The sequence below is a fragment of the Campylobacter sputorum genome (assembly GCF_002220775.1).
Lineage (GTDB): Bacteria > Campylobacterota > Campylobacteria > Campylobacterales > Campylobacteraceae > Campylobacter_F > Campylobacter_F bovis.
The window spans coordinates 838,805-859,529 of record NZ_CP019685.1 but is presented as its reverse complement, the minus strand read 5'-3'; the positions used below and the strand labels follow the sequence as shown (position 1 = coordinate 859,529).

Here is a 20,725-nt window from a genome sequence, read left to right as displayed (position 1 = left end):
TGAGAGGTTTTCCTTGCATACAAGTATCAAAACAGCAGAAATTATACTTTCGGCACTTCCTTATATCCAAAAATTTAGAGATAAAATTATAGTAGTAAAATTTGGTGGTTCTACTCAGATAAAACCAGAGTTTAAACAAGAGTTTGCAAGAGATATGGTGTTGCTTCAAATTGTCGGCATAAAAGTTGTCATAGTTCACGGGGGAGGCAAAAAAATAAATGAGTTTTTGCAAAAAACAGATATAAAAAGCGAATTTGTAAATGGCATTAGAAAAACATCGCTAGAAGCATTAGAAGTAGCAGAAATGGTGCTTTGTGGAAATATAAATAAAGAACTTACAAATTTACTCAATTTTCATGGTGCAAAAGCTATAGGAGTAAGTGGAAAAGATCTTGGCTTGTTTAAAGCAAAAGCCCTTGATATGGATAATTTAGGTTTTGTTGGAAAAATAATTGATGTAAATGCTAGTGCTATAAATGATCTTTTAAATTTAGGTATAATGCCTGTAATATCGCCAATTGCAGCTGGAGATGAAAATAGCGTTAATGGATATAATGTAAATGCAGATTTATGTGCATGTGAAATAGCTAAAGCTTTACATGCTAGTAAAGTTGTATTTTTAAGCGATATTTCTGGCATTTTGGATAAAGATCAAAAATTAATTAGTAAATTAAATAAAGCCGATATAAAAAGACTTATTGATGATGGTACTATAAGTGGTGGTATGATACCTAAGGCACTTTCTTGCGTTGAATGTATCGAAAATGGCGTCGAAAAAGCACATATTATAAATGGAAAAATTATGCACTCCATACTTCTTGAGTTATTTACAGATGTTGGTATAGGAAGTATGATAGGATAAAAAAGGAGAAAATATGATATTAACTACAACTCGCTTAAAACAGGGCGATGAAGCTCAGTGTTGTAAATTTAGCGATTCGCTTTTAAGCCCAAGTAGCGTCTATGGCGGGCTTTTTGCACCAAAGGATTTGCCAAAAATAAGTAGTAAATTTTTTAAAAAAGAGCGAAGTTATGAAGAATTTGCGTTAAAAGTTATAGAAAAATTTGGTTTTGATCTTAATATAAATAGTTTTAAAAAAGCAATAAAAAGATATAGATATTTTGATGATGAAAACTCGCCTATAAAAATTAAAAAATTATCAAAAAATCTTTATATAAACGAACTTTTTCATGGTCCAACAAGGGCTTTTAAAGATATGGCGCTTCAACCTTTTGGCAAAATTTTAGATGAGCTTGCTAAAGATAGACTTGAAAAATATCTTATAATGTGTGCAACTAGCGGAGATACTGGACCTGCTACGCTAAATACATTTGAGAAATCAAAAAATATAAAAGTAGTTTGTCTGTATCCAATTGATGGAACAAGTGAAGTTCAAAGACTTCAAATGGTAACATCTAGGGGTAAAAATTTAAAAGTTATTGGCATAAAAGGTAATTTTGATGATGCTCAAAGAGCTTTAAAAAATCTGTTAAATGATGAGGATTTTAAAGAACAACTTTTTAAAGAAAAATTAAATTTAAGTGCTGCTAATTCTGTAAATTTTGGGAGAATTTTATTTCAAATTTTATATCATTTATATATTTATGCATATTTGCTTTTTAGTAAAAAAATCAAAGATGATGAAAGTATAGACATAATCGTGCCAAGTGGCAATTTTGGTAATGCTTTGGGTGCGTATTATGCTAAAAAAATGGGTGCTAAAATTGGCATGATAAAAATAGCCTCAAATTCAAACAATATATTAACTGAGTTTTTCAACACGGGAGTTTATGATTTAAGGAGTAAAAAGCTTATAAAAACCATGAGTCCAGCTATGGATATATTAATTAGCTCAAATGTAGAAAGACTGCTTTTTGATAAATTTGGTGCAGTGCGAACAAAAGAACTTATGGATAGTTTAAATAAAAATAAATTTTATGAGCTAAGTAAAGATGAATTAAAAGAGTTGAAAAATGATTTTATGGCAGATTTTTGCACAGATGAAGAGTGTGTGAAATTTATAAAAGAGTGTGCAAAAGATTCTAATTTAATAGATCCTCACACTGCAACTTGTTTTAAAATGGTTCAAAAAGATAAGATTAATGTTATAACTTCTACAGCACAATGGGTTAAATTTACTCCATCAATGATAAAAGCTATCAAAAATGAAAATATAATAGATGAGAAAAAACAGATGATAAAACTTGCAAAAGAATTTGATGCAAAGATACCAAAAAGCATTTTAACACTTTTTGATGACAAGATAAATCATAGAGATATTGTAGACCAAAGTGAGATAAAAAATACAATAATAAAATGGATAAAATCATGATAGTAATACCAGCAAGACTTAATTCAACTAGGCTAAAAGATAAGATTTTACTTGATATTTTTGGAGTTCCTATGTTTATAGCTACCGCAAATAATGCGTCAAAAATAGATAGTGTTTTAATAGCTGTTGATGATGAGAATGTTTATAAGATAGCAAAAGAACACGGATTTGATGCTGTTATGACAGATATAAATCATCAAAGTGGAACAGACAGGATAAATGAAGCAGTAAGTAAAATGGGACTTAAAGATAGTGAGCTTATCATAAATGTCCAAGCTGACGAGCCTTTTTTTGAGATATCAAATTTACTAAAATTTAAAAAATTTGCAAGCCAAAAGATAGAGCAGGGTTCTTTTATGGCGAGTTGTTTTAAAATGGTTTCTAAAGATGAGGCAAAAGATCCAAATTTAGTAAAAGTTGTTATCGATGAGAATTTTAATGCTATGTATTTTTCTCGCTCACTTATACCTTATCCAAGAAATGAATGCGAGCTTTATAAGGCTCATATAGGAATTTATGCATATAGCGTTGCAACTCTTAGAGAATTTTGTTCTTTTTTGCCATCTTTTCTTGAAAATACAGAAAAGCTTGAACAACTTCGTGCCTTGCAAAATTGTAAAAAAATATCTATGCTAGAAATTTTTACAACAAGTATTGGTATAGACTGCCAAGAGGATTATCAAAGAGCCATAAAAGCTTACAAAGAAGCAAGTTTGTATGAGCAATGATAAATTTATAGAACAGATTTCAACTGCAGTTAAATTTATTCAAATTTATTGCGATGATAAGCATAAAAATGAAGTAAAAAATGCAAAAGAACTAAGTTTAATTTATAAAAATGAAAATTTACATACATCCATAAAATACAATCTTTGCAAAGAGTGTGAAGAATTGGTTTTGTATGTGTATCAAAGGCTGCAAAATTGTCCTCATGAAGAAAAACCAAAATGTAGAAAATGTCCCAAAACTTGCTATGAAAGAGATAAATACAAGCAAATGAGAAATATAATGGTAAGCTCTGGAACTAAACTTGGTCTTACTAAATTAGCCCAAAAAATCGGTATAAAAAGTAAAGTCTAGATTAAATTTCTAAATTTATCAAATCCGCTTTTTTGTGTTTTTTTGATAGATAAAATTTGCAAATACTCATTTCTTGGTATTTCTTTTGCACCCATAAATATAAGATGAGGATTTGTAACTTGACAATCTATTAGAAAATCAAAATTATTTAGTGACTTACAAAGATGGTAAAGTGCGACTTTAGATGCATTTTTGCTAGTAGAAATCATACTTTCTCCACAAAATATTTTGCCTATTATCAGCCCATATAATCCACCAACTAAAATATCATTTTCATACACTTCTATACTATGAACAATGTCATCATCTGCTAAAGATGAATACGCTTTTACAAATTCCTTTGTTATCCAAGTCTGATCTTTTTTTAGTCTTTCTTGTCTGCAAAAATTTATAAATTCTTTAGTGTTTTTATCAAATTTTACGTCATATTTTTTTATATAAGATTTTAAGCTTTTGTGTAATCTAAAATCATGCGGATACAGCACACATCTTGGATCTGGAGAAAACCAAATAGGCACTTTATCTATTAAAAACCAAGGAAAAATTCCACCATTATAAGCACTCATCAAACACTCTTTGCTTAAATCACCACCATATGCAATTGGATCTGAAGCAGGAGCATTTAAGGCATCTGGAAAGATATAGTCCATTAGTTAAATTTAAAACTTAAATTTTCATTTTTTAAGGTAATTATAGCATTTCCACCACTTTTTAGTTTTCCAAAAAGAATTTCTTCGCTTAATATGTCTAAAATTTCTTCGCTTATCACTCTTTTTATATTTCTTGCACCAAATTCTTGGCTATAGCCTTTTTTATATATAAATTCTCTTGCTTTTTTATCTGCTTTTATAGCTACCTTTTTGTCTTTTAGTGTTTGTGATATTAAATTTAATTCTTTTAACACTATGCTATCTAATATTTCATCATTTAAATGTGCAAAATTTATAATCTTATCAATCCTATTTCTAAACTCAGGAGCAAAAAAGTTTTTTATAGCACTTGTTGTTTTTATACTATCATCTTTTTTAAATCCCATCTGATTTGGTTCTTTTGTTCCTAAATTTGATGTCATAATAATAATTGTATTTTTAAAATCAGTTTTATTGCCGCTATTATCAGTTAATATCCCATTATCAAAAATTTGTAAAAATATATTTAGCATATCACTATCTGCTTTTTCTACCTCATCAAAAAGCACAACGCTATATGGATTTTTCTTTATCGCATTTGTAAGAATGCCTCCTTCTTCAAAGCCAACATATCCAGGAGGGGAGCCTATAAGCTTTGCAACTGCGTGTTTTTCCATATATTCACTCATATCAAATCTCTCAAAATGTATGTTTAATTCTTTTGCTAGAGTTATCGCAAGTTCGCTTTTACCAACTCCGCTTGGTCCTGTAAATAAAAATACACCAGTTGGAGAGTTTGGATTTTTAAGACCAGCATAAGAGCGAGTTATGGCTTTAACTAAAGCATTAATTGCTTCATCTTGACCAAAAATTTGTTTTTTAAGATTTTGTTTTAAATTTTTAATCAAATCAGTTTGATTTTCGTTTGTATTTAAATTTGCTATACCAGTAGCCTTGCTTATAATTTCATTTAATGCTTTTTTGGTAACTATTTTTTTACCAGCTAAATTTAAAGTAGCTCCAACTTCATCTATAATATCAACTGCACTATCTGGTAAAAATTTATCACTCATATATTTTTTAGCTAAAATTACGCTTTGTTTTAAAATTTCTTTTGGATATGAAACGCCATGAAAATCTTCATAATATTTTTTAATCCCATTTAAAATTTCAACACTATCTTCTATGCTTGGCTCATTTATATCTATTTTTGAAAATCTTCTACTAAGTGCTTTATCTTTTGTAAAATTTCTATACTCAGAGTATGTTGTAGCTCCAATGCAGCGTATTTTACCGCTTGCTAAAGATGGTTTTAATAAATTTGACATATCCAAGCTTCCACCGCCACTCGCTCCAGCTCCTACTATAGTGTGAATTTCATCTATGAAAACTATCGCACCATCTATTTGTTCTATTTCGCTTATGGTGTCTTTTAGTCTTTTTTCAAAATCACCTCTATATTTTGTGCCTGAAATCATAGCTCCCATATCAAGAGCGTAAATAGTAGAATTTTCTAGTTTTTGTGCTGCATTTTTATTTACAATATTTAATGCAAGTCCCTCTACTATGGCTGTTTTTCCAACTCCAGCTTCACCTACTAATATTGGATTATTTTTCTTGCGACGACTTAAAATTTGCACCATTCTTGCAAGCTCTTCATCTCTACCTATAAGAGGATCTATCTTGCCATCTTTTGCTAATTCGTTTAAATTTATGGCATACAGAGAAATATTTGATTTTTCTTGTTCTGTATTTTTTGAACTGATTGTCTCTTCAAGAAGTTTTAAATTCGCACCATGGTGCACTAAAAGCTCACTCATGCCTAAATCTTTATCTTTTATAATATCTAAAATAAAATTTCTAGATCCATAAATATTATCTTTGTTTTCCTCTAAATTTGCATTTTTTATTATTATGCTTAAATGCGATGTTACACTTGGTTGGCGTTGAGATTTTAATACTGGTGTTGTTGCTATGTAGTTTTCTAAATTTTTTATTAAACTATCTAAATTTGAAATACCCACATTTAAAAGAAGTGTTCTTATGTCATCATCAGTTCTTATTAGAGTATATAAAACATGCTGACAAGTTACATATTCATGAGCGTTTTTATATGCAAGTTCTCCAGCTTTTTGAATTAAAAAACTAAATTTTGTATCTAACACATCTACTCCTCTTCTAAAATCGTTTGCAATGGATATGATGCGTTTTTTGCAGCAATACTTACTTCATTTTGTTTTGATAGTGCAATTTCTTTTGTATATATTCCACAAACTGCACTTCCTTCATTATGTACTTTTAGCATTAAATCTACCGCAACTGGGGCTTCATGATGAAAAATATCCATTAAAACTTGCACAACAAAATCCATGCTAGTCACATCATCGTTTAAAAGTAAGATTTTATATAAATTTGGTTCTTTAAATTTAATATCTTGTTCTATTTTTTCATTAATTTGAGGCATTTTTGATTCTCTCTAAATCGTTTTGCAATAAAGGAACTGTTACATATCCTAGGTAGAAATTTTTCATTTCTGTGCTATTTTTACGCAAATTATCACTTAATTTCTGATATTTTCCATCTTTTAGAACAACTTTAAATGGAATTTGCAGTGCATCTTTATAATCAATATCTTTTAAAATTTGTTCCACGATATCTGCATTTCTATCTGAGTTAGTTATGAAGTAGTATGCATTGTATTTTTTGGAAAAATTTTCAATTATCTCTTTGTTTGTTATATTTTCAAAATGAATGAGGCCTATCATCATCATATCATTGCTATTTTTTAGTTGATAATCCATAAGATTCGAAGCTTCTGCACGACACGGCTCACAAAATGTTCCAAATATATCAAACATTATTATTTTGTTGCTATCTTTTAGTTTAAATCCATTTTGCGTTCTAACTATAGTTATATTTGAATCAAAAACACTATTTAGAGTTATTTCTTCGCCAACTTTTATCTGTTTTGGTGTATTTTCTTGAGCAATGTTTGTTGATTCTTGGTTTTGACAACCTATAAAAAATATAGCTAAAGTTATTGCTAAAATAAGTTTTTTCATACAACTCTCCTTAAAATATACACATATTATACATTTGCAATGTAAATTTTTGATAAAAATATATGATTTTTTATATCAAGATAGCTCTTAAATTTGTATTATATGTTTTTAATGTTTTTTTGATGGTTTGTTTTGCAAATATAATATAAACTCCGCTATTTTTTGTGTATTCTTCTTCTATACTAAAATTATTATTTAAAAAAAGTATGTGCTTTTATATTTAGCACATACCTTGTAAAGATTAAAATTTATACTCCAACTTTACGCCAGCTTTACCTCCATAGTCACCTTTAAATTCACTGATTGCACCGATGTTGTATTGAATCACGAAATTTTCATTGAGATTTGTTTCCCCAATGTAATTTAATTCATATTTGACATGGCTTTTTTCGATTTCATAATTGATATAAGAGTTAGCTTGACTTAAATTTACTTTGATATTGTCATCAGAACCATGAACCCGCTTTTTGGCGATAGCTTGGATTGTGTGAGCTTGTGTCTCGCTTACTATTGTATATTCAGCTCCAATACCTACAGAGACGCCAAAATTACTAGTTTTGTCTTGTTTATAATTTTGTGAATTAAGTGCATCCATATTTGTATAATCAATCTCAAAAAGTGCAAGTGGCTTTATACTAGAGGAATTTGACAGCTCAAAACGATGTTTGTAGTATGTAGATAAAAGTGTACCAATGCCGTTATTTTTGGCTTGTTCGGCGTTATTTAAAAACATGAAGTCTTTCTCGCTTTTTATGTAAGCAAGGCTTAAATTTGTTTGAAGTTCATGCCCATTTATACCTTCATAGTCTGCGTAGATGCCTATATTGTAAGCTTTTGAATTATCTGTGTAGTTTTTGCCGTTATATTTTGCACTCACAAAACCAGCCATAATACCATAAATCACATTGCCGTTTGCCACATCTGCTATCCTATCATAGCCTATATTGGTGCCGTAAAATTTCATATCAGAGTTACTATTTTCTTTGAAATATCCACCGCCGAAGTTATACCAAAAGCTGTTTTTAACTCTGTCATTTTTAATCGCTTCAAGGACATTTTTAAGATCATCTCGTGGGTCGTTGCCACTTGCCAATTTGTATTTAAAGGCATTTTGCATAGTTAGTTTGGGTCTAAATTTTATGTGTGCTAGACGTGAGTTCATTGCCAAATTTGATGCAAAAAGCACATTGCTAGCAATGCTTTGTTGTGAATTTTCGCCGACATTTTTTAATTCATTTTGAGTTTGATTTAAAATTTCATCAAAAGCCTTTGCGTCTTTTGTGTAAGCGGCTTGTTCTATTTTTGCTGCTAGCTCAGGATTTCCGCCATTTGCTGTATGGGTTAAGATAGCTGTTAAAAGCTCGTTATTTTGGTTATTTGATAGTTTTTCTAGGGCTTTTTGGCTTTTTGGATCTTCTTTTGTAAATTTTATAATAAACTTATTATTTTCGATTTGACTTGTTGCGAAAATACCATTTAATAAAAGCTCTACATAAGGTGTTTTTGTGCTTGTTAGTGTCTTTGCAGTGATAACTTCGTAGCTTTTGTCATAGTCTATTTTATCAATGTTTGTCTTCAATATATCACTAAAATTTAACTTTATTTTTAGTATGTCGGCAAAGCTTACTTTATTAAATTTTAAATCATTTACTTTAACCTCATTGTTATCAAGAAAGCCCACATTATTCAGAGTTAAAGAGTTTAAAACCCCGATATTTTGTGTGATATTTTTAGGAGCACTCATATCAAAGCTTAGTTCTTTAAAATTTATTTTTGAATTATCTTGTGTTGTAATTTTATCAAATTTGTTTTCATCCCAAGTTTTTAGTGTAACTTCACTGTTGTTTTTGGCAGTTAAGCTTTGTAGATTAGGAGTTTTATTAATTGTCGTAAGATTGATTTTTGAATTATCGGCATGTAAATTTTGCACATTAAAGGTCGAATCATCTGAAATTTTAAATTTGTCATTTGTAAAATTTACCAAACTTAAATTTTGAACATCTAGGTCTGAGCTATTTTTAAGCTCTATATTTCCGCCTTTTATTTCTAAGTTATTGGTGCCTTTTTGTATGAATTTGGAGTTATCAAGGCTTACGCTTTTTAGTGTAGTAGGACCATCTGTGCTAACTAAACTACCATTTTTTGCAATCAAGCTTAGTTCATTAAGGTTGTTAATGAAACTATTGCTTAAATTTAACCCCTTTGTGTTATCAAGAGTTATAGATTTGCTAACTTTTAGCGTAGCAGCCGCACTTTTTTGGATTTTGTTGTTGGCATTAGCAATATTTTTAAATGTTAGATCTTCTATCTGCGCAGTTGAGTTATCAGTAAAATTTACTTTATTATTCTCACCAATCGTTAAGTTTTTGGCTGTTAATGTTGCACTATTAGAAAGCGTTAAAGTTGGAGTAAATTCTTTTAAGCTTGATTTGATAGCGGTCTTGTCATTTGCTATTATTGTTCCGCTAAATTTTATCGTGTCATTACCTTGTTCTTTTTTGGTAAGCTTTTGTGTTTGGACATCTTGCCTGTATGACATTCCACCTTTTTGCGTGTTTGCTCCATCAAGTTTATCGATAAAATAGTCAATATCACCTCCAAAATTTATAGCCGAAGTACCGTTAGCCGTGATAGCAGAGTTAAATTCGCTTTCCTTGCCGATGTTTAGTGTTGAGTTTTGTAAAGTTACACCTTGCTTTGCGTCAAATTTTACTTTGTCCCAGTCTGGCTGAGTAAGTGTTGACGGTCGCTCTATGTCCATATATTCAGGGATATTTTTGTCATACTGCTTGATTGTTTCCGTGCTTGTGTCAGATGTTTTTATAGCATGAGTAGTAGGGTGTCCGTGTATTGTAACTTTTGAATTTACAACATTTAAAGCGCCATTTATCTGTGTATTTGCATTAAAAACAAGCGTTTTATTATTTGTGTCTTTGACTAATAAATTTATCTTGTTTTTATCAATGCCTCCGATACTTGTATGCATGATGGTATCTGCACTATCATTGCCTGTAATGGTTATCGTAGAAGTAGCGTCAGATGAGTTTATGACATTTGCACCAGAATCGTTTGCGGATATGTTTTTAACAGTTATGCTTTTTCCGTTTAGATCAAGCTTTCCGCCGCCATTACCAAAAAATAGCTTATTTGTATCAAAATTATTTACACTATTTCCGAGTTGTAATGTCGCACGTCCGCTTGTGATGTAAATATTTTCAAATGCATTGTCTGTATTTAAAACTACAAGTCCGTTACCAAGACGCAAATTTGTTCCAGTTGCTGTGTTTACATTTAGTGTTCCAATGCCTATTTTATGTAAGTCTTCTTTAATTTTTGTGTTTAAATTTACAACAGCCCCACTTGCGATGTCAAATCCTGCTAATTTTAAACTGCCGTTACCATTTATATTAGTCGTTCCATTCTCTACGACTATGCCGCCATATCCCAAATCTTGGTTGCTTGTTATATTAAAGTTTTGATTGCTAGATATTATGTTGTCTTTGTTTTGCTCTAAATTTTTTGATCGATTTTCGTATTTATTTACATAATCGTCAAAATCTTGCTTAGTCACATAAGACAAATCTATCCAATTAGCATCGCTACTATGACCTCTTAAAACCCCGATTAAAACCCATTTTTCTCCATCATAAAGGTAAAATCCACTTCCACTATCGCCAGTGGTAGTATTATTAGTAAATTTTTGATTAACCTTCGCTTTTAGTGTGATATTATTAGCTTTGCTAGAAAAATTGATTAAATTTGCATTTGCAGCTAGATCAAAAATTCCACCGCCACGAGCATTATTACCTAATTGACTAAGACTACTTGAGTTATTTAGTTTTAAGTAACCAGTTCCAGCCTGATAAAGCATAATTTTACCATCTGCATCGGTATCTATACTTTTTAAATATCTGTCTATTTTGGCAATATTTTCACTTGCATTATTGCTAGTTATTTGCGTGGAAACCATCATTTGATCAATATTTGATGGCGAAATTTCACCTTCAACTATATATTTTGTTGTTTTTAGATAGAGCGTGTCAGTTGAATATTTTGATGTAGTATCTGCTGTGCCGTGATGACCTGTTAAAAATTTATAGTTTGTCTGTCCAAAAGTAGTTGAATTACTCCCACTTCCGTTAAAACTAGTGGCTTCAAATACACGTTTTGTATGATCTGCTGTAACTACATAGTTTCGCCCAAGCGATGTGATTGAACCATCGATAGTTCTAGCTGATTGGTTGGGTACTTGTAGAAACTTAAACTCACTACCATCTTTTGCTTTCAAAATGATTTCACCACTAGTTTTACTAAAAACTCCTTTGTTTTGTCCGAGATCTATGTAGTCTCTATAATGAAAGTTATCAACATTCATTTCCTGCGAGACCGCACAAGTAGCAAGAACACTTGCTACTGCAATTGAAATTATAAATTTTTGATTATTTTTCATAAGCCCCCGTTATTTTTATAAAATTTTAAGATTTTATAAAAAATTAGCAAAAATAATTATTAAAGATTTTATAAAATCACAATTTTAAGTTTATATATAGCCTATCAAATATAAATTATAGTTTAATATACACAATTTTTTCATTACTCAAACCTTAATTTTTTAAACCAAGCTAAAGATTTGATTTAATAGTATTAAATTTTAGCAAAGCTCCAAAAAGTCCATCATATATATTCTATGATAACCATCTACTTTTTAATACCAAATATATATCTTGTAGGTTGCTTTGATATCTGTAGTAAAAGCTTCATCATTTATTATAAAATGGCAAATATAAACTGTTTATTGTATCATAATCATAGTTTTGATTTGATTTTAATTGTACTAGATCCAAATAGATATCATAAAGCTCTATATTGCCTATAATACTATGAAATTTGGATATTTGATACTCATAAATTTCTTTTTTGCAAGTCATAAATTGTATTACTATTTTATTTATATCTAATAATTTGCTTATTTAAAGTAGATATGGGCTTAAAGCTATAAGTCTCTAATTTTATAATAATTGCATAGTTAAATATTTTTTATCTTTAAGTTATAAAAATTTACTATTATAATATTTTTATTTATGCAATATAAATTAAAAATTTTTCATAGCTGCTCTTGCTTCCCTGTCTGCTTCTTTTTTCTTTAAAGTTTCTCTTTTATCGTGTAAATTTTTACCTTTTGCAAGAGCAATGCTAGCTTTAAGTATATTTTTTGAGTTTAGATAAAGCGATAAAACAACCATTGTGTAGCCATTTGTACTAACTTGGCCCAAGAGTTTATCTATCTGTTTTTTGTGCATTAGAAGTTTTCTTGGAGCTCTTTCGTCTGGTTTGAAGTGAGCATTAGTGCTTTGTAAATGACTTATGTGTGCATTTAATAAAAAAAGTTCACCTTTTATAATTCGGACAAAACTATCTTTTAAATTTACTCTACCAGCCCTTATAGCCTTAACTTCACTACCTTTTAGAACTATCCCAGCTTCATAGGTTTCAATGATGCTAAAATCATGAAATGCTTTTTTATTTTTTGCTAAATCTTTTTGCATGTTAACTCACTAAAAAGTAGCTACTACCGCTACCACTTAAAAATTCATTTTCTTTTAAGTTTAAAGAATAAAGTTTTTTACAAGGCTCTAAAAGATCATTTAATTGTGTATTTTTATAAATTTGTAAAATTTCTTTTGAGCTTAAATTTTCTAAATTTTTAGCTAAATTTATATCAAATTTACCACTAAAATCATTTCTAAATTTTTCATAAACATCTTTTGTTGAGCAAAATAAATTTGGTGTAAAAACTTCTAAATTTGGAATCTCATCTATAAATTCTTTTATGTTTTCTCCAATCCCGCCAACATTAGCACTTTTAAACCCACTTATGAAAAATGCAACATCGGCACCTATTTGTGAGCCTATTTGTATAAGCAACTCATCACAAATTCCTAGATTAATTTCCTTATTTGCAAGTTTTAAAAAAGCAGCGGCATTTGAGCTTCCTCCACCAAGCCCACTACCCATTGGTATATTTTTAATCAGCTTGACTTTATGAAATTTAAAAAACTCATCAAGTTTATTTTTATATCCACAAAGGCATAGTTTTTCATAGGTTTTTTTAATAATATTATCTTGTATATTTATATTTGCGTCTATTTCAAATTTATCATTCTTGCTAGTTTTTACAAATTCAATTTCATCAAAAAGATTCTCAAATAATATAAATCTAGAGGAAATTTCGTGGTAACCACCTCTAAAATCTGTAATTTTTAAAAATACATTAAGCTTTGCATATGATTTCATTTTTTTAGTTTTTCGCTAAGTTTGCTTAAATTTTCGTGGCTTTGCTTACTTGCTTGAATGTTTTCTTGCGTTACATCGTTTGCCAATTCGCCTCTTAAAATCATCATATCTTTTGGTGCGTCTATACCAACTTTAACACCGCCTTTAGCGATTGAAACTATTTTGATAGTTACATCATTCCCTAATTTTATAACCTCATCTTCTTTTCTTGAAAGTATTAACATTTTTCTACCTTATTTAAACAATATTTTACACCTTGATCTTTTATCTCAATAATACTAAAAAAATCATCAAAATCTATTAAATATTTGCCATTTTCTTTTTTAAAAAAATTTTCAATATTTAGTTTTTTGCCTAAACTTATATCTAAAATATCTCCATTATACACATTTTTTTCTAAATTTAAAAACTTAAGTGGATTTAACATTTTTTCATTTTCATATATAAATTTACCCTCACTAACTCTTTTTAATGCACTAAGTGTTGCTTGAATTCCTAGTTTTTGTGCAAATAGCTGTGCATAAGATCTTATATAAGAGCCTTCATCAACTACTATTTTAAATGTTAAAAAAGGATGAAAATATGATAAAATTTCGCACTCATAAACATGCATTGTGCTTTGTTTGATATCAAACTTAACCCCATTTCTAGCCAAATCATAAGCTCTTTTTCCATTAATCTTTTTTGCACTATATTTTGGCGGTGTGTATGTTATATCGCCAAGAAGTGAGTTTTTAATTATATTAAACACGCTTGGATGAAAAGGAAGTGTATTCTTAACGCTTATGATATTTTCATCATCTAAACTTTCACAATACGCACCAATCCACATTGTAGCAATGTATGTTTTTGGTGTTTTGTCTAAATAGTTAAAAAGTTTAGTGTATTGTCCAAATGCAACAATAAGACATCCACTTGCAAAAGGATCAAGCGTGCCAGAAAATCCAGCTTTTTTAACGCCGTATTTTCTTTTGATTTTTCTTAAAAAGAAATTTGAGCTAATGCCTCTTGGCTTGTTTGCAACAAAAAGTGCATTCATACTGCTTTTTCCACGAAATTTGACATTATCTCGCGAGTTATACCACCAAAGTTTATTTTGAGCTTAAAATCTTGATTTACTTTGGTTATTTCTACAATTCTTCCTATGCCAAAAATTTTATGTTTGATCAAATCGCCTTTTTTAAATTCTTTTTGTTGCTCTATTTGTAAAGAGCCTTCACAAAGACCAGCTTCACTTAAAAATCTACTTTTTTTAAGCCTTTCTCTTTTTCCTTTGTAAAATCTAGATTCTGCATGGCTTAAAGTAAGATGTTCTTTTGCCCTAGTTATCGCAACATAAGCAAGTCTTCGCTCTTCTTCTATATCGCTTCCATCTCCAATTAATGGGAAAAATCCTTCTTCAAGTCCTATTACAAAAAGATATTTAAACTCTAAGCCTTTGCTAGCGTGAATACTCATTATAGAAATGCTTTCTTCATTTATGCTATCTTGATCGCTTTGAAGAGAAATTTCATTTAAAAACTCTTCTAATTCAAACTCATCATCATTTATAGCTTGATCTTTAAGTAGTGCATAAAACTCATCGATATTCGCAACTCTTTCGGCTCCATCTGGCATATCTTCATAAAATTTTTTTATACCAAATTTAGCTTCTAGCATATTAATAAGATTATAAATTCCATCAAAATGCGACAATTCTTCTAAATTTGAAGATAATTCTAAGAGCGTGTTTAAGTTTTTTTTGCCAACATCATCACTTTTTATATCGTTTATAGCTTGATACATAGATGTTTTATTATCAAATGCAACTTTTTCTATCTTGCTTATAGTGACTTTTCCAAGACCTCTTTTTGGGCGATTTATAATACGCTCTAAAGAAAAATCATCATGTTGATTTATTGCAAGTCTTAGATAACTTATGATATCTTTTATCTCTGTTCTTTCATAAAATTTAACACCGCCAACCATTTTATATGGTATATTTTCTCTATTTAATCCTTCTTCTAATGAACGAGAAAGTGCGTTTATCCTATATAATATCGCTATATCTTTTGCTTCTACGCCAGAGTTTAGAAGTTCTTTTATCTTAGTTGCAATTTTGCTTGATTCTACGCTTTCATCATCGCAATTAAATATAGTTATATCGTTGCCTTCTTGTTTTGTGCTGATTAATTTTTTGCCAAGGCGATTTCTGTTATGCTCAATCAGTTCATTTGCGGCTTTTAGTATAGATGCGGTTGAGCGATAATTTTGTTCTAGTTTTATGATTTTGACATTATCAAATTGGTCTTTGAAATTTAAAATATTTTCTATTTTTGTTCCACGCCATCCATAAATGCTTTGATCATCGTCGCCAACTACACATATGTTATTGTGTGTTTTGCAGAGCTTTTGCAATAATTTTAATTGTAAATCATTTGTATCTTGGTATTCATCAACCATGATATATTGGTATCTTTGTGAGATTTCATTTGCTAGTTTGTCATCACTATCTAAAATTTTATAAGTAAGCATCAAAAGGTCATCAAAATCTACTAAATTATTGTCTTTTAGATAATTTTCATATCTTTCATAAATACTAGCAACTTTAGCATAAAAGTCATTTTCTTTGCCGTTTAAAAGTGTAGATGTATTTTTTTTAACATCATTAACACTTAAAAGAGTATTTTTGTATTTTGAAATTTCACTTCCTAAAATAGCTGTGGGAATGTTGCTGTCAAAACTTTTTAAAATTCTTTTTTTATCATTTGTATCTATAATGATAAAGTTGTTTTTTCTTTCAAGTCTTGATATGTGAAATTTTAAAAATAATAATCCAAATTTATGAAATGTGCAAAGTAGTGGTGGAGACGGTAATTTGCTTTTTCCTAGCATATTTAAAGCTCTATTTTTCATCTCATTTGCCGCTTTATTTGTAAATGTTAATGTTAACGTATTTGATGGGGCTATTCCAACTACAGATATGAGATAAGCTAGTCTTGAAGTTATGGTTTTTGTTTTGCCACTACCAGCACCCGCTAAAATAAGCATAGGACCATCTATGTGTTTAACTGCTTTTTGCTGCTCTTCGTTTAGGTTTTGAAAAATTTTATCCATGATAATCTTTATTTATAAATTTATTTTTTCTTAAATAGTTCTCTATTTTGTGGATTTGATAAAAACATAGCCATTGATTCTTTGGTTTTACTCTCTGTAGAATTTTCTTTATGTATAGAAAAATTGACTAAAATAGGGCTGTTTTCTACCAAAATTTGAACTATTGCACCAAGTGGAATTTTTACAAAAGATGCAAAATTATCAGCACCAAAACCAGCTTCAAAAGTTATATAGTTTTGTGTTAATTTTGTGCTTTCATAAGTATATCCATCTAGCGTAAAAAGAACAACTGGCATTGGCATATTTGCCATTATCTCGTTTGGAAGAGGTGGATCAAATTTAACATAAGGCATATTTGAAAGTATAGAAAATCTTATGTCATTTTGTAGTAGCAACTCTATGCACTCATAAACATGCATTTTCATTAAAATTCTAAAACCATCATTATCTAGTAGATCGTCTAACATTTTATACCTTTGAATTCATTTACAAGTTTTTTTATCTCATTTATACCTATTTGCCAAAAATTTTCATTGTTAATATCAAGATTAAATTTACCTATCAGCTCTTTTGATTCCATACTTCCACCGCTGCTTAAAAATTCAGTATATAACTCTATGAAATTTTTACATTTACCACTTTTATACAAACCAAACAGTGCAAGAACTAAAAGCTGTGCATAAGCATAAGAATAGCAGTAAAATGGCGTATGGATAAAATGCGGTATATAACTCCACCAAAGGCTGTAATATTCATTTAGTTTTAAACTATTTCCAAACATTTTTTTTGATTCTTTTAGCCAAATTTTGTTAATCTCATCTACGCTTAATTCATCTTTTTTTGCATGAATTTCTCTTTCAAATGTAGTAAAATTTATCTGCCTATAAAGTGTGGCAAATATATCTTCTAGTTTTGAGGCATATAAAGATAGCTTTTCTCCGTCTTTTAAATCTTTTTTTATATAATCAAATACAAGCATCTCGCAAAAAACAGAAGCAGTTTCAGCCGTAGTTAGTGGAGTTTGTGAATTTAAAAATCCAACCCTATAAGCAAGTTTTTGATGAATTAAATGCCCAAGTTCGTGAGCCATAGTAAAAAGATCTCTTAATTTATTTGTGTGATTTAAAAGCACATAAGGATGAGTATCAGTTGTAACAGAGTGCGAAAACGCTCCACTTATCTTAGTTTTGCTTGGCATTGCGTCCACATAACCGTTCTCAAGAGCATGTTTTGCAATACTTGCAAATTTAGGATTAAAACTTTCAAAAGCGTTTAAAACAATCTTTTTTGATGTTTCGTAACTATATTTACCGTCATATTGAAGTGGTGCATATCTATCATAATCATAAAGTGTTTTGTATCCTAAAATTTCTCTTTTTTTATCATAAAAATCATGCACTAAATTAAAGCTATTTTCGGTTGCATCTACTAAAGAATCAACACTTTTTTTGTTGATTTGGTTGTATTCGTGCATCATATCTTCTGGATATTTATAATTTCTTAGTTCGCACTCTAAAGCACTATTTTTTCTTATCATGTTATATATATAAGTAAGAAGTTTTGAGTTTTCTTTTAGTTTTTTGCTAAATACAATAGATGCTTTTTTTCTAATATTTCTATCACTATCGCTAAGTTTGCTTAGAATTTCCTCTTCTTTTAAATTTTTGCCATCAAATTTAAAAGTTAAGCTTGTAAAAGTTTCATCAAAAAGCCTTGAAAATGCGTTTACACCGATATTTTTTGTTCTAAGTATTATTCTTTCTTCTTTTTTGCTTAGCTGATGGGCTTTTTGTTTTAATAAATTTGATAAATAATATCTATATTTTGTACAAAATTTAATAAATTTAGATTGTTTTTTTTCATCTAGTTCATTAAATTCTAGTTCAAAAAAGAGTAAATTTTCTTGCAATTTTGAGCAAATGTCTTCATATTTTGCATAAAATGAACTTTCATTGTTATCTTTTGCAAAGCATAAAAATGTATAACTTTCTATCTTTGTGATTTTTTCAAGTATATTTTCGTATGAAATTATAGCTTCTAAAAACTCATTTTCTTTTAAATTTGATAGTTTATTTTCAAAATTTGATTTAAAATCTTTGCACTCTTTTTCTAAATTTTTACTAAAACTTTCCAAGTCTTTTTTGTTTTTAAATATATATTCTAATTTCCAAACCATAAATCCCTAACTTTGAGTAATTTTAAAATAGTATGTATTTTACCAAAAAAATGCAAAAAATCATAATTTAAATTAAATTTATAAAATGTCGATTTATTATAAAATTAGGAGTTTGAAATGAAAATAACAAATTTAAACAGCTTTCAAAATCACATCGGTTTTTCTAAATTCTCTAACAAAAATAAAGCACATATAAAAGAAGGCATAAAAGATACTATTGAAATTTCTTCTAAAGCTAAAGAGATGTTAGAAGTTTCAAACTCTAAAAACATAAAAACTGGACTAAATTCTACTATACATTTTGAAGATTCTGCGGCGGTTTTAAGGGCGGTAGAAAGAGGTTATATAAAAGTAGATGGCAAAGATATCAAGCTAAGCGATGAAGATAAGAAAAATTTATTAAAAATGGATAAAATTGCAGAAGAAAAAAGACTAGCCGCATTTTATAAAAGAGGATTAGAATACCAAATAGCTGTTTCTAGACAGCAAAGTGCTGCATAGAATCTGTATTTTAAAGAATTATTAGGCATAGATATAAATGATAAAAGTTTAAACGAGATTAGAAAAGTTGCATTCAAGGGTGTTGATGGTAATGATTTTGAGTGGAAAGGTTACGAATTTGGTTTAGATATCTCTGATGGAGTGGTAGGCGATATCTATGTAAGTGAAAAAACAATTATAAAAGGGAAAAGTTAAATTTTAGCCATTTATGTGGCTAAAATTTTAGATTTTTAAACTAAATCATTATATTTAGTTGTGGTAGTATAAGATGCAATGGCTGTAAATAAAATATCTGTTGAGCTATTTATGGCTGTTTCTAAACTATCTTGTATGACACCTATGATAAATCCGATTGCTATAACTTGCATAGCAATATCATCACTTATTCCAAACAATGAACACGCAAGCGGTATAAGCATAAGTGATCCTCCTGCAACACCGCTAGCACCGCAAGCTCCTATAGTTGCAACAAGACATAATAAAACCGCACTTGCAAAATCAGGCTTTAATCCAAGACTAAAAGCGGCACAAAGCGACATAATAGCAATTACAACAGAAGCTCCTCCCATATTTATGTTTGCACCAAGTGGTATTGATATAGGATATAGTTCTTCGTCTAAATTTAGTTTTTTTGATAAAGCTAAATTTATAGGTATATTTGCGGCTGAACTTCTCGTGAAAAACGCTGTTATACCACTTTCTTTGAGGCAGAAAAAAACTAACGGATAAGGATTTTTTTTGGTATATAGCCAAACTATAAGAGGATTTATGATAAGAGCTAAAAATAACATTGCAAAAACTAAAAGAAGTATAAGCTTTCCATAGCTTAATAAAACATCTAATCCTGTTGTATATACGCTTATACAAACAAGACCAAATATACCAAATGGTGCAAATTGTATAACAAATTTAACTATCTTTGTGATAGCATCTGCAAGATCGCTAAAAAGATGCTTTGTGCTTTGGTTTGATTTTCTAAGCATAATTCCTAGAATTATTGCCCAAGATAAAATTCCTATATAATTTGCATTTATTAATGCATTTATTGGATTATCAATCATTTTAAAAAGCAAATTTTGAAAAACAGCAATCAAACTACTAGGATTTTGTATATTAAGATTAGTTGGTATGTTTAAATTTAGTGTTACTGGAAAAAGATAAGAAAATACAACTCCTGTTAAACCACCAAAAAAAGTGCCTAAAAGATAAAGTTGTATTACTTTTTTTAAACCTTTTGTATTTGAAAAATTTTTAAAAAGTATTGAATTTGCTACTAATATAAAAACTAAAATCGGTGCTACGCTTTTTAATGAAGTTATAAAAAGATCCCCTAAAAGTTTTGCAAAATTTACAAAGTTTTTTAAAAAAGTTATATCGCTATATTTTGCACTCAAGGCTAAAATTATGCCTAGAAGCATTCCTATGAAAATTCTTATAACTATGTTTTTTTCACTATAAGATCTAAAAAGTTCGTGTAATGTTGGCATAATGTTTCCTAAAATAAAAATTAAATCATAACTTTATCAAAAATACATTTAAAAATTTATAATTTAT

General features: G+C 29.2%; 18 protein-coding genes. 5 read left to right on the top strand and 13 right to left on the bottom strand.

Translation table 11 applies throughout. The annotated features are described in order from the left end of the window. The first annotated feature begins 13 nt into the window (after window positions 1-13). Genes argB through CSPB_RS04315 form a run of 4 tightly spaced genes read left to right on the top strand, consistent with a single transcriptional unit; the run spans window position 14 to window position 3,413 of the window. Entirely contained in the window at window positions 14-862 is an 849-nt protein-coding gene (gene argB, locus CSPB_RS04330; RefSeq protein WP_089193294.1) for an acetylglutamate kinase, read from the top strand. Window positions 863-875: 13 nt separating this feature from the next. Continuing rightward, window positions 876-2,333, top strand: coding sequence for a threonine synthase (thrC, locus tag CSPB_RS04325; RefSeq protein WP_089193293.1), 1,458 nt, complete (start codon window positions 876-878; stop codon window positions 2,331-2,333). Continuing rightward, complete coding sequence (gene kdsB, locus CSPB_RS04320; RefSeq protein WP_033915630.1) at window positions 2,330-3,061, top strand: 3-deoxy-manno-octulosonate cytidylyltransferase; 732 nt, start codon at window positions 2,330-2,332, stop codon at window positions 3,059-3,061. The genes thrC and kdsB overlap by 4 nt, the downstream gene beginning before the upstream one ends. Beyond that, the gene (locus CSPB_RS04315) at window positions 3,051-3,413 is read left to right on the top strand and encodes a nitrous oxide-stimulated promoter family protein (RefSeq protein WP_089193292.1); all 363 of its coding nucleotides are present in this window, start codon (window positions 3,051-3,053) and stop codon (window positions 3,411-3,413) included. The genes kdsB and CSPB_RS04315 overlap by 11 nt, the downstream gene beginning before the upstream one ends. On the opposite strand, the gene aat is transcribed toward CSPB_RS04315, so the two are convergent. The 12 genes from aat to CSPB_RS04255 all read right to left on the bottom strand — a co-directional run bounded on the left by aat (window position 3,410) and on the right by CSPB_RS04255 (window position 18,670). Continuing rightward, window positions 3,410-4,063: a leucyl/phenylalanyl-tRNA--protein transferase gene (aat, locus tag CSPB_RS04310; protein ID WP_089193291.1), complete on the bottom strand. Its 654-nt coding sequence runs from the start codon at window positions 4,061-4,063 to the stop codon at window positions 3,410-3,412. The two genes, CSPB_RS04315 and aat, sit on opposite strands and share 4 nt — an antisense overlap. After that, window positions 4,063-6,207, bottom strand: a complete 2,145-nt coding sequence (locus tag CSPB_RS04305) for an AAA family ATPase (protein ID WP_089193290.1) — start codon at window positions 6,205-6,207, stop codon at window positions 4,063-4,065. The genes aat and CSPB_RS04305 overlap by 1 nt, the downstream gene beginning before the upstream one ends. A 2-nt stretch (window positions 6,208-6,209) precedes the next feature. Then, window positions 6,210-6,506 carry an ATP-dependent Clp protease adaptor ClpS gene (locus CSPB_RS04300; RefSeq protein WP_089193289.1) on the bottom strand — a complete coding sequence of 99 codons (297 nt, stop codon included), beginning with the start codon at window positions 6,504-6,506 and terminating at the stop codon, window positions 6,210-6,212. Beyond that, window positions 6,493-7,104 carry a thioredoxin domain-containing protein gene (locus CSPB_RS04295; RefSeq protein WP_089193288.1) on the bottom strand — a complete coding sequence of 204 codons (612 nt, stop codon included), beginning with the start codon at window positions 7,102-7,104 and terminating at the stop codon, window positions 6,493-6,495. Before CSPB_RS04295 ends, CSPB_RS04300 begins: the two co-directional genes overlap by 14 nt. 241 nt (window positions 7,105-7,345) lie before the next feature. Next, window positions 7,346-11,554 carry a S6 family peptidase gene (locus CSPB_RS04290; RefSeq protein WP_089193287.1) on the bottom strand — a complete coding sequence of 1,403 codons (4,209 nt, stop codon included), beginning with the start codon at window positions 11,552-11,554 and terminating at the stop codon, window positions 7,346-7,348. 643 nt (window positions 11,555-12,197) lie between these two features. Then, window positions 12,198-12,650, bottom strand: a complete 453-nt coding sequence (gene smpB / locus CSPB_RS04285) for an SsrA-binding protein SmpB (protein WP_089193286.1) — start codon at window positions 12,648-12,650, stop codon at window positions 12,198-12,200. Window position 12,651: 1 nt separating this feature from the next. After that, entirely contained in the window at window positions 12,652-13,398 is a 747-nt protein-coding gene (locus tag CSPB_RS04280) for a 4-(cytidine 5'-diphospho)-2-C-methyl-D-erythritol kinase (protein ID WP_089193285.1), read from the bottom strand. Then, on the bottom strand, window positions 13,395-13,622 hold the full coding sequence (csrA, locus tag CSPB_RS04275; RefSeq protein ID WP_089193284.1) for a carbon storage regulator CsrA: 228 nt from the start codon (window positions 13,620-13,622) through the stop codon (window positions 13,395-13,397). The genes CSPB_RS04280 and csrA overlap by 4 nt, the downstream gene beginning before the upstream one ends. Next, on the bottom strand, window positions 13,616-14,437 hold the full coding sequence (gene truB / locus CSPB_RS04270; protein WP_089193283.1) for a tRNA pseudouridine(55) synthase TruB: 822 nt from the start codon (window positions 14,435-14,437) through the stop codon (window positions 13,616-13,618). The genes csrA and truB overlap by 7 nt, the downstream gene beginning before the upstream one ends. Continuing rightward, window positions 14,434-16,494 carry an ATP-dependent helicase gene (locus CSPB_RS04265; protein ID WP_089193282.1) on the bottom strand — a complete coding sequence of 687 codons (2,061 nt, stop codon included), beginning with the start codon at window positions 16,492-16,494 and terminating at the stop codon, window positions 14,434-14,436. Before CSPB_RS04265 ends, truB begins: the two co-directional genes overlap by 4 nt. A gap of 20 nt (window positions 16,495-16,514) precedes the next feature. After that, window positions 16,515-16,961, bottom strand: a complete 447-nt coding sequence (locus CSPB_RS04260; RefSeq protein WP_033915641.1) for a hypothetical protein — start codon at window positions 16,959-16,961, stop codon at window positions 16,515-16,517. After that, on the bottom strand, window positions 16,955-18,670 hold the full coding sequence (locus CSPB_RS04255; protein ID WP_089193281.1) for a M3 family oligoendopeptidase: 1,716 nt from the start codon (window positions 18,668-18,670) through the stop codon (window positions 16,955-16,957). Before CSPB_RS04255 ends, CSPB_RS04260 begins: the two co-directional genes overlap by 7 nt. A 117-nt stretch (window positions 18,671-18,787) precedes the next feature. Between CSPB_RS04255 and CSPB_RS04250 the strand changes: the two genes are divergently transcribed. After that, window positions 18,788-19,171 (top strand): hypothetical protein, encoded by a 384-nt coding sequence (locus tag CSPB_RS04250; RefSeq protein WP_089193280.1) that lies wholly within the window; start codon window positions 18,788-18,790, stop codon window positions 19,169-19,171. 230 nt (window positions 19,172-19,401) lie between these two features. Here CSPB_RS04250 and sstT read toward each other — a convergent pair whose 3' ends face one another. After that, window positions 19,402-20,658: a serine/threonine transporter SstT gene (gene sstT / locus CSPB_RS04245; RefSeq protein ID WP_089193279.1), complete on the bottom strand. Its 1,257-nt coding sequence runs from the start codon at window positions 20,656-20,658 to the stop codon at window positions 19,402-19,404. Window positions 20,659-20,725 lie beyond the last annotated feature (67 nt).

Bases quoted from the DNA above. Each gene is read 5' to 3' on its own strand.
- csrA (WP_089193284.1), bottom strand. From the start codon at position 13,622: ATGTTAATACTTTCAAGAAAAGAAGATGAGGTTATAAAATTAGGGAAT.
- CSPB_RS04295 (WP_089193288.1), bottom strand. From the start codon at position 7,104: ATGAAAAAACTTATTTTAGCAATAACTTTAGCTATATTTTTTATAGGT.
- CSPB_RS04250 (WP_089193280.1), top strand. From the start codon at position 18,788: ATGAAAATAACAAATTTAAACAGCTTTCAAAATCACATCGGTTTTTCT.
- CSPB_RS04315 (WP_089193292.1), top strand. From the start codon at position 3,051: ATGAGCAATGATAAATTTATAGAACAGATTTCAACTGCAGTTAAATTT.
- CSPB_RS04260 (WP_033915641.1), bottom strand. From the start codon at position 16,961: ATGTTAGACGATCTACTAGATAATGATGGTTTTAGAATTTTAATGAAA.
- CSPB_RS04280 (WP_089193285.1), bottom strand. From the start codon at position 13,398: ATGAAATCATATGCAAAGCTTAATGTATTTTTAAAAATTACAGATTTT.
- CSPB_RS04255 (WP_089193281.1), bottom strand. From the start codon at position 18,670: ATGGTTTGGAAATTAGAATATATATTTAAAAACAAAAAAGACTTGGAA.
- sstT (WP_089193279.1), bottom strand. From the start codon at position 20,658: ATGCCAACATTACACGAACTTTTTAGATCTTATAGTGAAAAAAACATA.
- CSPB_RS04290 (WP_089193287.1), bottom strand. From the start codon at position 11,554: ATGAAAAATAATCAAAAATTTATAATTTCAATTGCAGTAGCAAGTGTT.
- CSPB_RS04300 (WP_089193289.1), bottom strand. From the start codon at position 6,506: ATGCCTCAAATTAATGAAAAAATAGAACAAGATATTAAATTTAAAGAA.
- truB (WP_089193283.1), bottom strand. From the start codon at position 14,437: ATGAATGCACTTTTTGTTGCAAACAAGCCAAGAGGCATTAGCTCAAAT.
- CSPB_RS04265 (WP_089193282.1), bottom strand. From the start codon at position 16,494: ATGGATAAAATTTTTCAAAACCTAAACGAAGAGCAGCAAAAAGCAGTT.
- thrC (WP_089193293.1), top strand. From the start codon at position 876: ATGATATTAACTACAACTCGCTTAAAACAGGGCGATGAAGCTCAGTGT.
- smpB (WP_089193286.1), bottom strand. From the start codon at position 12,650: ATGCAAAAAGATTTAGCAAAAAATAAAAAAGCATTTCATGATTTTAGC.
- kdsB (WP_033915630.1), top strand. From the start codon at position 2,330: ATGATAGTAATACCAGCAAGACTTAATTCAACTAGGCTAAAAGATAAG.
- aat (WP_089193291.1), bottom strand. From the start codon at position 4,063: ATGGACTATATCTTTCCAGATGCCTTAAATGCTCCTGCTTCAGATCCA.